11 protein-coding genes are annotated in these 10,509 nt (G+C 38.6%); 2 read left to right on the plus strand and 9 right to left on the minus strand.

Features of this window, described 5'->3' with window-relative positions; genetic code table 11:
* Window positions 1–67: 67 nt before the first annotated feature.
* Window positions 68–1,663, minus strand: coding sequence for a S8 family serine peptidase (locus tag I8752_RS31250; RefSeq protein ID WP_214436060.1), 1,596 nt, complete (start codon window positions 1,661–1,663; stop codon window positions 68–70).
* A gap of 209 nt (window positions 1,664–1,872) precedes the next feature.
* Here I8752_RS31250 and rpe point away from each other — a divergent pair, with 209 nt between their 5' ends.
* The gene (rpe, locus tag I8752_RS31255) at window positions 1,873–2,580 is read left to right on the plus strand and encodes a ribulose-phosphate 3-epimerase (RefSeq protein ID WP_214436061.1); all 708 of its coding nucleotides are present in this window, start codon (window positions 1,873–1,875) and stop codon (window positions 2,578–2,580) included.
* A gap of 165 nt (window positions 2,581–2,745) precedes the next feature.
* On the opposite strand, the gene hpsJ-A is transcribed toward rpe, so the two are convergent.
* The 7 genes from hpsJ-A to I8752_RS31290 all read right to left on the minus strand — a co-directional run bounded on the left by hpsJ-A (window position 2,746) and on the right by I8752_RS31290 (window position 7,765).
* Window positions 2,746–3,468, minus strand: coding sequence for an HpsJ-like protein, cyanoexosortase A-associated (hpsJ-A, locus tag I8752_RS31260; RefSeq protein WP_214436062.1), 723 nt, complete (start codon window positions 3,466–3,468; stop codon window positions 2,746–2,748).
* Window positions 3,469–3,598: 130 nt separating this feature from the next.
* The gene (locus I8752_RS31265; RefSeq protein ID WP_214436063.1) at window positions 3,599–3,856 is read right to left on the minus strand and encodes a hypothetical protein; all 258 of its coding nucleotides are present in this window, start codon (window positions 3,854–3,856) and stop codon (window positions 3,599–3,601) included.
* Window positions 3,853–4,731 (minus strand): cyanoexosortase A, encoded by an 879-nt coding sequence (crtA, locus tag I8752_RS31270; RefSeq protein ID WP_214436064.1) that lies wholly within the window; start codon window positions 4,729–4,731, stop codon window positions 3,853–3,855. Before crtA ends, I8752_RS31265 begins: the two co-directional genes overlap by 4 nt.
* Before the next feature lie 522 nt (window positions 4,732–5,253).
* Window positions 5,254–5,775: a hypothetical protein gene (locus I8752_RS31275; protein WP_214436065.1), complete on the minus strand. Its 522-nt coding sequence runs from the start codon at window positions 5,773–5,775 to the stop codon at window positions 5,254–5,256.
* 102 nt (window positions 5,776–5,877) lie between these two features.
* Complete coding sequence (locus I8752_RS31280) at window positions 5,878–6,318, minus strand: hypothetical protein (protein ID WP_214436066.1); 441 nt, start codon at window positions 6,316–6,318, stop codon at window positions 5,878–5,880.
* 302 nt (window positions 6,319–6,620) lie between these two features.
* Entirely contained in the window at window positions 6,621–6,803 is a 183-nt protein-coding gene (locus I8752_RS31285; protein WP_214436067.1) for a CsbD family protein, read from the minus strand.
* Window positions 6,804–7,294: 491 nt separating this feature from the next.
* Window positions 7,295–7,765, minus strand: coding sequence for a hypothetical protein (locus I8752_RS31290; protein ID WP_214436068.1), 471 nt, complete (start codon window positions 7,763–7,765; stop codon window positions 7,295–7,297).
* Window positions 7,766–8,014: 249 nt separating this feature from the next.
* On the opposite strand from I8752_RS31290, the gene uvrB reads away from it, so the two are divergent.
* Window positions 8,015–10,012 (plus strand): excinuclease ABC subunit UvrB, encoded by a 1,998-nt coding sequence (uvrB, locus tag I8752_RS31295; RefSeq protein WP_214436069.1) that lies wholly within the window; start codon window positions 8,015–8,017, stop codon window positions 10,010–10,012.
* A 60-nt stretch (window positions 10,013–10,072) separates the two neighbouring features.
* On the opposite strand, the gene I8752_RS31300 is transcribed toward uvrB, so the two are convergent.
* A complete protein-coding gene (locus I8752_RS31300) occupies window positions 10,073–10,363 on the minus strand; it encodes a HigA family addiction module antitoxin (protein WP_214436076.1) in 291 nt (96 codons plus the stop codon).
* Between the last annotated feature and the right edge of the window lie 146 nt (window positions 10,364–10,509).

A 10,509-nucleotide genomic window follows, 5' to 3' on the forward strand; every position in this document is an offset into this window, starting at 1 on the left:
TTCCTGGAACTTGTTGACTATTGACTGTTAACAATCAAAAGTCAACAATTGGATTATTTGCAAGTTGTTAATTAACTGGCACAGTCCACCAAGCTAAACTATAAGGTTGAGTTGCTTCGTTTACCTGTTGGCGAAATTGAACGCGGATTTTGTAATTGCCTGTAGCAGGAACAGGGCAAAAAATATGTTCTACACTATCAATTTTACTGATAGAGGAACAAACAGTACCAGTATCAGAATTTATAGCATCAGCTTTTACTAAGTAGAGGTCGAGGTTGTTGAGACCGCGATCGCTAAAAGTTTCACCTACATCATATTGTTGGTTTTGATTCTTATCATTTAACTGCACTAATCGATCCCAAGTTAAAGTAATAGCTACAAAACTTTTCTGCTTTAACGGTTTAGCTAACACATATTCCGTGGATGCACCAGCATTTAATATCCGGTAATCCCAACCAATGGCAGGCACAGCAACTGATGGTTGCCATTGACCAGCACTAAATTGTTCGTAAGCACGAAATGCATTTAAATGACCTGTTCCCATTTCGGCATCCAAGGGAATTGTTGGATCTTTATAAGCATCAGAAGCCAGCCAATCTTCATTTTGTTTGTCAATTAACGTCCTAGCCATTCCTAAATTCAAGCCATTACCGATATCTCGAATTTTATCTGCCGAATTCATTAATACAGCTTTCATGACTTGATGTCGTCGTGCATCAATGCTCCAATGAAGTTGTTTTTTCCGTATCTCTCTGTCGCCAAATTCCTGCAATAAGGCAACAGTAGCAGTAACGTGTGGCGCTGCAAAACTTGTACCTGTAACTTTGTTTAATTTGCCATCTGGATTGAGCAAAGGAATGTTGCTACCTGGGGCGACTAAACTAATAGAGCGCCGTCCATCCAAATTAAATTCTTTTCCGGTTAAACGACCGCTGACTCCGTAATTAGTACCTGCCAAATTGGAAACATCAACTTTATTAAAAATCCCTCCTCGGCGCGATGAAAAAGCCACATTAAGTCCATTAAAATTATCTGTAGGGATGGGAATACCTCCTTTACCTTGGTTGCCTGCGATCGCATACAAAACATCATGAAAGCGACTAGACCAATCAATACACAGAGTTAGTAAGGCTCTGCCATCTAAAACTGCATCTGGGCGAGGATCGCGGTTGAGAGGTTCGCCAAAACTAAAGTTAATGGCACGGACATCGCCACTGTTTTGCAACGCGATGTGTTGCGCTGATAAACACTCTTCTGGCTGACCCATGTTTTTTGTAGAACCCACAGCAGATGAATACAGTCTTGCTCCTGGAGCAATTCCCGGTAATCCTTTGTCTGTGCTGACCATGACACCAGCAACATTGTAAGCGTGAGGGTCAACACCGCTATTGGACTTGGCTGGCCCATTACGTAAAAAAACCGCAGCTAGGGATATAGCACGATTTTTAGACACTGCTTTATCCCAACCAAACATTCCCGGACGACCAATTTCTACCTGACCAATAGCAATCTTGCGACCGATTAAATTATAGGGAGGTTGGTGTAGTTTTAAAGCATCAATCCCATTGGTTCCCAAAGAACTTTGTAAAGCTGAAGCAAGTGCCGGCGCACTCAGGCAAGAAACACTCAATCCCCAAATTATCCAAGTTAGTTTTTTGGTCATATTTAATAGTTAATAGTCAGTTGTCACTTGTTAGGAGTTAGGAGTTAGAAAGCAGCAGAATGAATTCTTTATTTTGAAGTATTTGTCTGTCTGTTCTCCCTGATTTTCGTCATCCAGCCAGGATTAAATAGATCGCGATCGCTCAATATTTTGTTACATTATTTTGTTACAATGCTTACAGACGAGGACGCTAAAAAAAACCACTAGCCATGACCCAAAACCTATCTCAAAAGCCCATTGTGATTGCTCCATCTATCCTATCAGCCGATTTTAGTCGTCTAGGTGACGAAGTTCGCGCTATAGATACAGCCGGAGCAGATTGGATTCATGTTGATGTAATGGACGGCCGTTTTGTACCTAATATTACGATAGGTCCTCTGGTAGTGGAGGCAATTCGTCCTGTTACGACAAAACCACTAGATGTCCACTTGATGATTGTGGAACCAGAAAAGTATGTAGAAGGCTTTGCTAAAGCAGGCGCTGATATTATCTCCGTACATGCCGAGCATAATGCTTCGCCCCACCTACACCGTACTCTGGGTCAAATCAAAGAACTTGGCAAAAAAGCAGGAGTAGTACTCAATCCTTCAACACCTTTAGATTTTATTGAGTACGTGCTAGAGCTTTGCGATTTAGTGCTGATTATGAGCGTTAACCCCGGCTTTGGCGGTCAAAGCTTTATTCCTGCTGTAATACCCAAAATCCGCAAGTTGCGTCAAATGTGCGACGAACGGGGTCTCGATCCTTGGATTGAAGTGGATGGCGGACTTAAAGCAAATAATACTTGGCAGGTTTTGGAAGCAGGAGCTAATGCAATTGTTGCTGGTTCAGCTGTGTTTAACGCCAAAGATTATGCTGAAGCAATTACAGCTATTCGCAACAGTAAGCGTTCCGCACCAGAATTAGCAAAGGTTTAATCACTGCGAAAATTTGCATTACTAAGACAATATAAATAAAAATAGGATGGGCAATACCATCCTATTTTTTTGGTTTTACTTTTGGGTTTTTACTCAGCACTTTGCTATAAAAGGGAGTGCGATCCTAAATATTTTTTGTAGATTTGAATTCGGATCTAAATTTTGTCATCTACCTATTCTTGCCCAAGTTGTTATTTTCCAAATACTAAAAAAGAGAGCAGCAGAAACCAAAGAACCGAGATTCCATTTTACAGAACTCTTGAGCAAATTCAGTTTTTGAGTAGATTGAGTAGCTTGTGCTTGATTTTTAATCTGTGTTTTTGCCTTAGAAACTTGTGACAGTATTTGACTTTTCAATTCTTGAGGATTTTTAGTATTTGAGGAGCGACCCTGGCTCTTTAAAAAATTATCTATCTGTTGTGGTGTAGCTTGGCTCACTCGTTGTTCGACTTGTTCGGCCTGAGATATTTGTTGCTGAGATAGAGTATTAATTTGAGTATAGCTTTGCTTGCTGAGTCTAACTGTGTTACCGATTGCTAAAGGAATTAGCAATAAAAATAATATAGATAGTAATAAAGTCAACCAAGATAAAAATTTTAAAGTCACAAATTCCCATCTCGATCTTGCATGTAGCTCTCCATAAAATACCAATACTAACCCAATTAAAGGTACTGGTACTCGTTCAACTAGAGAGCCAAATGTTTGAAATTCCCAAGCGGGGTTCATAAAGTTCGGCGGAACAAACATTTCTACGATGTCAAAGAGTGCTAAAAGTAATAGACCGTAACCAAGCACTCGTAACAGAGTCATCGAGCCTGTTTGGCTGAAGACAAATTCTTGTAGCTCCTGCACTAAGGGAATAAATTTATCACTACTTGATTTAGTCATGATTATTAACAAATTATTAAAAATGGAATTGAAGAGTATTAAGCTTTGGAGAAAGCGAGCTTGCTAATCCAAAAAAATAAAACCAAGCAATTTATGAAAATTTGCAGTTATACAAACTAGCGAAATCCAACTAGACATGTGACTCCTCTGTAATCTCAGTTTGTCTCGATTTACTCTTAGAAGCAAAGACAACATCATAGTTTCCCTCATAACGAGAAACTATGCAAACATCATCTTCAAATAGCTCAACAATATTAGCTTCACGCCCAAACTTGAGTGCTTTTGGCTTGTTTGTATTCTTTGTCAACGAAACCTTCACAAAAACTAATACAACACTACCGAGAGTCACAGCCAATAATAAAATCCGCAGTTTTTTCCACAGAGTCATCGACTTGTAGACTCCGTAATCTTCTGTTTTTCAACTTCCTGCTCGTGGAGGAGAAACCAGTAGAATAATCCAAATATGAGTACTGTAATAATCCCGAATACAGAAGAACCACCTCCCACATGCCAGTAATGAAATGTTGGTTGGTGTTGTTGTGCTGCGATCGCAGCTAAAATGGCGATGCGTACTCCATTTACAATAAATGCGATTAGAACAGCCACAATAGGTACTAATATTCTTCTTTTCGGTTTAGGAGGAAACATGAATAAACCAATTACAGCTAGTGTCAGAAGATGGCACATCCATTCTAAACCCGCACATTCACCAGCAACTTGGATACCACCTGTTGGCAGATTAATATAGTTATTTTGCAGAGACACTTCAAACCCCGTATACCAAAGCAGTAGGGTTGAGTATTTGGCAGTTAGAAGGGCCAAAGGTGTAATATCAATAAAAGATAAAATCGCCGCCTTCGGAACGCCAAGGAAAAACAAAATTGTTAGTTCTTGCCAAAATTGCTTGAATCCTTTTAGTCCAGAAGCAAGCAGGCTAACACCAATAGCTGAAATAAACGGTGCTATGTGAAGAAATGTTTTCAGCCATTTTCCGTGGGTTAAATTAGCACTTTGCCAAAGTATAAAAATAATCAACGCAATCCCTAAAAGACTGGGAAAAAGTCCACTTTCTAAAGTCAGTTTATGGCGTTTTTCTCCCAGTGTAGAGGCTACAGCAAATAAGCATAAAACATATATACCCAAATAGGAATCATCTCCAGTTCTCCATACTAGAGTTAGGAGAATTGCAATCAAGCCTCCTATTATTCCTAATAGCCAGAATTGCGGATTATTCAATGGTTTAGTTGCATTAGTAGCTTTCATGTAGATTTACTCGGACTGAAATCCTAACGAAAAATGGACTTTAGTGCAAATTTTTTCGAGTAACGAAATTTTAAGGCGATTGGAATGATGTCTAACGATAAGCCACCTTGTAGCTACACTCAACCTGCGTATAACCAAGTTACCTACAGTTTTATACTTCGCTTTCAACTTGTTGCTACTGGCAAGGTTATCAGTAATTTTTCTGTAAAACAACAGTAATCAGTGTTACTGGTTAAGTAATTATAATCAACTAGTTTAAGTAAATTTTAATAGAATCTTTAATATCATTATCTTGGTAAATTTATTTTTAATATCATTCAAAGCTAGATTTTACCAGCTTTACAACCAAAGAATGGATATGTACTTATATGAAAATTATGTAAATTTGCTTTTGGATAACAAAAATACTTATAGTAATTGATACGTAAATCCTATTCTATTTTTGTATCGAAATGAAATATTTTTGCATAAAAAATAGGTGGGCAATGCCCACCTGATGCCTTAACGCTCTGGATTAAAAATTTACTTACGGCTACCCAACCATTTAGCCGCTGCAATCCCGATAATACCTGCCACTACAGGATTGCTGAGGAATTTAATAATGCCTGGTTGCTCTGCTAACACTTCACGGAAAATGTCAGGGTGGTTGTGATAAGCAAAGGAGGCAAGTTTGCTAACATCATCAGCACTCATACGGCTGGCGTGATGGGTAGACAGACCAAGCTGTTGCTCTAGATGTCGCTCGTCCAATCCTCTGGATTTTAAGTGTTTGAAGAAAGAACGTGCGACATCGTCTCGTTCGTTTGGTTTAATTTGAGCGATCGCTTTTTGTAATTCCGGCTCCATTTGGCTGGTCGGAATTTTTTCTGGATGTACAGACCGACCGAACAGTTGTCGCCGTTGATCGGTTGTTGTGCGTTGGGCAAAGTCGTCAAAGTTTTCATATTCGGTAGTTGAATCCGATCTCGTATCATCTAGAGATTCAACATTTCCTTCAGCCAAATCTTTCATTATTTGGCGTTTGTACTCTTCGCTGCTTGTCACTTTACTTCTCTCCTTACTCACGTCAGATTTTTTAACAACCTGACAATCACTATGCTCTTATTCCAGACTTGCTATCATCAAACTTATATGCGAATTCAGTCATTAAGTGTACTGAACTTGGTTAGTTTGAACGTCATATTTAGCAGTCAAAATCAATTTTTTATCAGGCCCGTAAACCAAAACGGTTAAGTCTTGATTGGGAAAGTTTTTGCGAAAACCTTGTGCCAAAGATTTTGCTAAAGGTTTTACCTCATTAGGACGCACTTGAGGAGAAATAACTATTCCTAGCTTATTGTTGTCACGTACATATGCATCCTTAACTAATCCTTGAGATGTTTGCACAACCCAGGTTCCAAAACTTTGCCCTGATGGGGTATTACCTCGTTCTAGTTGTGAATAAGTTACATCCCGACCGATCGCTGGTGGAGCAGTTGTACGGTCAGCTTGTGTTAAAGTGTTACTACCACAAGCGGTACTAATCATTAGCACCAAAATTAATACAAAAGTCGTCGCTATTTTGCGACTCTGCTCAAGCAGAATCATTGTTCGCCTCCTACATAATAAAACATTTGCTAGATAAGCAATTCAATTGAAGTGAGATGAATTGCTCGAAACTTACATCTAGAAAAAAGTCTAAAAGATTATTAATTCCCTGTCAGAATTATTAAGTTTAATAATATAAGTGCGTCACACTTAATAAATTGTATACTTCGGAAATTCTAAAAAGAACCCCTATCTTCCCTTATTAAATGGGAATGAAAGGGGTTAAGCCGAATCACTTCTTGTTTTTGCAAAATCAGACATCCCCAGTTATGTCAATAATTTGCAAATAGGGTACATTCTAATTAATCGAGTTTTTTCTTGACGCTATCTTTGACATCTTCGATGCCGTGACGTACTTCGCTTTCAGCTTGTTTTGCTTTACCTTCAGCTTTGTCTTCGGGATCTCCGGTAATATTTCCTAAAGCTTCTTGAGCCTTACCTTCTATATTTTTAGCAGCAGCTTTAGCGCGATCTTCTGTACTCATTTTATACTCCTAAATTTTCTAAAAACTAAATTTCAAAGCTGTTGATTATTAATTAACTTTGAAACAGTTTGTTATTACATTTATAAGGTAACTTAAGATTATTGCTAAAGCCTTCCACCTGAAGATACATTATTAACCTATATAAAAAGAAAGAGGAAAAAGCTAGTTTAGTTATCTCTGTCGATAAAATAATGTTGTCATGAAGAGATTAGCGTACTCAAGCTAAATAAATAAGGTTGTGTCATCAAAAAAAGTTGTTTTCCACAAAGAGGAAACTTCAACACTAAGATTTATCCTGTTTATCACAAACTCAATCTAGCCAAAAAATATTTATCTTGTTAGAGTGCGTTATTTTATTAATTTTTCTCTCATAGTTGATAAATTAGAATTCGTTTGTATCTAAGAAATGAAGGTCTATTTATAACTACTTAAATAAAAAACCCAGGTTCATTTAGAACCTGGGTTTTTATTTATCTTAATTATTTCTCGATCTAATCTAGAAAACCCATTAGATTGGTAGAATCATCTATATTATTTGATGCTACTGGACGGTTACCGAACACTGAATAGCTTTCAGAGACTACGAGCGAACTTGAGGAAATTGGACGAACACCAGATGAGCTAATACTGTCAACAATTTGGAATGTATTAGCACCAATAGGACGAAGACCAGCTTCGTTAATTGTCTCAACTACTTGCAAATGACTAGTACTGATTGGACGAAGACCAGCTTCATTGATTGTCTCAGCAATTTCTAAGTCACTGTTGGCAATAGGACGCACCCCAGAAATAACGAGTTTACCACTATTCTCTTGCACCGATCCATCGGTATCTTGCTCAATTTTATTTGTATTCAAATTAGAACCCTGATTATTTTTTTCAACTTCCACTGTTGTTTCTCCTTTAAGCTTGGCTCGCCTTTGCCGAGGACTGATTGCTTTACCAGTACCGCTAACGCTCATAACCAAACACCTCTGGATTTATTAACTGAATTTTACAATAATTAAGGAAAGATTTTATTTTTCCAATATATGAAAGTTTAACCTTAAATAACCTTGCATAGGTATAAAAATCTTCAAATTTTACACATAAGTAAACCTTAATTGTAAAATTTTATAAATAAATATTGCTATTTATTGGTTTTAACATTTGCACTTACTGAGTGCAGATTGGTTCGTTAACATGGGATAGGGTATTTCCAGCAAAACTGTATGACAGAATTTGGTCTTCAAGCTCCCTTTCAGCCTACAGGCGATCAACCACAAGCGATCGCCCAACTAACTGCAAGTATCCAAGCAGGGAATCGTTACCAAACTTTACTGGGAGCTACAGGAACGGGTAAGACATTTTCAGTAGCAGCAGTAATTGAGAAAGTTGGTAAGCCGACATTGGTATTGGCGCATAATAAAACCCTCGCCGCACAGCTTTGTAACGAGTTGCGAGAGTTCTTCCCCAAGAACGCAGTTGAGTATTTCGTTAGTTACTACGACTATTATCAGCCAGAAGCGTACATTCCAGTTAGCGATACTTATATTGAAAAAACAGCTTCGATTAATGATGAAATAGATATGTTGCGGCATTCAGCGACGCGATCGCTTTTTGAACGCCGCGATGTTATAGTCGTTGCTTCCATTAGCTGTATTTACGGTTTGGGAACTCCCGCAGAATATCTTAAAGCTGCGATTCCCCTACAAATAGGTATGGAAGTTAATCAACGCCAAGTTTTGCGAGATTTGACATCTGTGCAGTATAGCCGCAACGATATAGAAATGGGTCGAGGACGTTTTCGCGTCCGAGGTGATGTTTTAGAAATAGGCCCGGCATACGAAGATAGAATTATTCGGGTTGAATTTTTTGGTGATGAAATTGACGCGATTCGCTATATCGATCCGGTGACTGGTGAAATTCTCAACAGTTTGGAAGCAGTACATATCTATCCGGCGCGTCACTTTGTCACTCCTGAAGAACGGTTAGAAGAAGCTTGTAATGATATTGCAGCTGAATTAAAACAGCGAAAGGCAGAATTAGAAGCAGATGGAAAATTATTAGAAGCACAACGCATAGATCAGCGCACGCGCTACGATTTAGAAATGTTACGCGAAGTAGGTTATTGCAATGGCGTAGAAAACTATTCTCGTCATTTAGCAGGTAGACAAGCCGGAGAACCACCAGAATGTTTAATTGATTATTTCCCTAAAGATTGGCTTTTAGTCATAGATGAATCTCACGTTACTGTACCTCAAATTCGCGGGATGTATAACGGCGACCAAGCCAGGAAAAAAGTTTTAATTGAGCATGGATTTCGCCTTCCCAGTGCTGCTGATAACCGTCCTTTAAAAGCAGAAGAATTCTGGCAAAAGGTGAATCAGTGTATTTTTGTTTCCGCTACACCAGGAAATTGGGAATTAGAAGTTTCTGAAGATCGTGTAGTTGAGCAAGTGATTCGACCAACAGGCGTAATTGACCCAGAAATTTCTGTGCGTCCTACAGAAGGACAAATTGATGATTTGTTAGGAGAAATCAAAGATAGAGTTGACCGCCACGAACGAGTTTTGATTACCACATTAACTAAACGGATGGCGGAAGATTTGACCGAGTATTTGCAAGACAATAGTATTCGGGTGCGATATTTGCATTCAGAAATTAATTCCATTCAACGCATTGAAATTTTGCAAGAATTGCGCGAAGGTAATTTTGATGTGTTGGTGGGAGTAAACTTGTTGCGGGAAGGTTTGGATTTACCGGAAGTTTCTTTAGTAGCAATTATGGATGCAGATAAAGAAGGTTTCTTGCGAGCCGAGCGTTCTTTAATTCAAACTATTGGTAGAGCAGCACGTCACGTCAATGGACAGGCAATTATGTATGCTGATAATCTGACGGACAGCATGATTAAAGCCATTGATGAAACAGATAGACGGCGTGGGATTCAGACGGCATACAATAAAATGCATGGAATTACACCGCAACCGATTATTAAAAAATCGAGTAATGCGATTTTGTCTTTCTTAGAAGTATCGCGGCGGTTGAATGCAACTGATTTGAAAACTGTAGACGAACATATAGATGAATTGCCGTTAGAAGAGATTCCCGGATTGATTGGTAAACTTGAAGAACAGATGAGAGATGCAGCGAAGAAATTAGAATTTGAAGAGGCTGCAAAATTCCGCGATCGCATTAAGCATCTGCGAGATAAGATGCTGGGACACTAACCTCAACTTTATCCAAAATCTTTAAGTTTTGCTAGTTTGTAGTCAGCACTTCAGTGCTATTCAAGCTACATCATTAAACGGAAGTTGAGGAATTTGATTATAAACTTCTGGATTTTCTTCAAGAGCTTGACGTAAATCGTATTGCGTTTGTAAATTCAACCAAAACTGAGCGCTGTTGCCAAAATAGCGGGATAGACGTAAGGCTGTATCTGCTGTAATACTGCGCTTTCTTTGTAAAATTTCGCTAATGCGTGTTTGGGTTACACCTATATCTTTGCTTAATCGATAAGGTGTGATGTTTACCCCTCTTCTGTCACTTTCCGGATAGAATGAATAGAATAAAGGAAAAATAGAACTCTACAAGGTAAGTAGAGCAATGGATGTAGAATTACAAATCCTGAAACATCTGCCAAGGGATGCCCAGCCAACAGTTGCGCTCGTAGATGCATATTGTGCAGAGTACAAAGACCTGTTTAAAGAAGTAAGAAATTATGAAT

Source organism: Dendronalium phyllosphericum CENA369 (assembly GCF_016056275.1).
In the GTDB taxonomy this organism is placed as follows: Bacteria; Cyanobacteriota; Cyanobacteriia; order Cyanobacteriales; family Nostocaceae; genus Dendronalium; species Dendronalium phyllosphericum.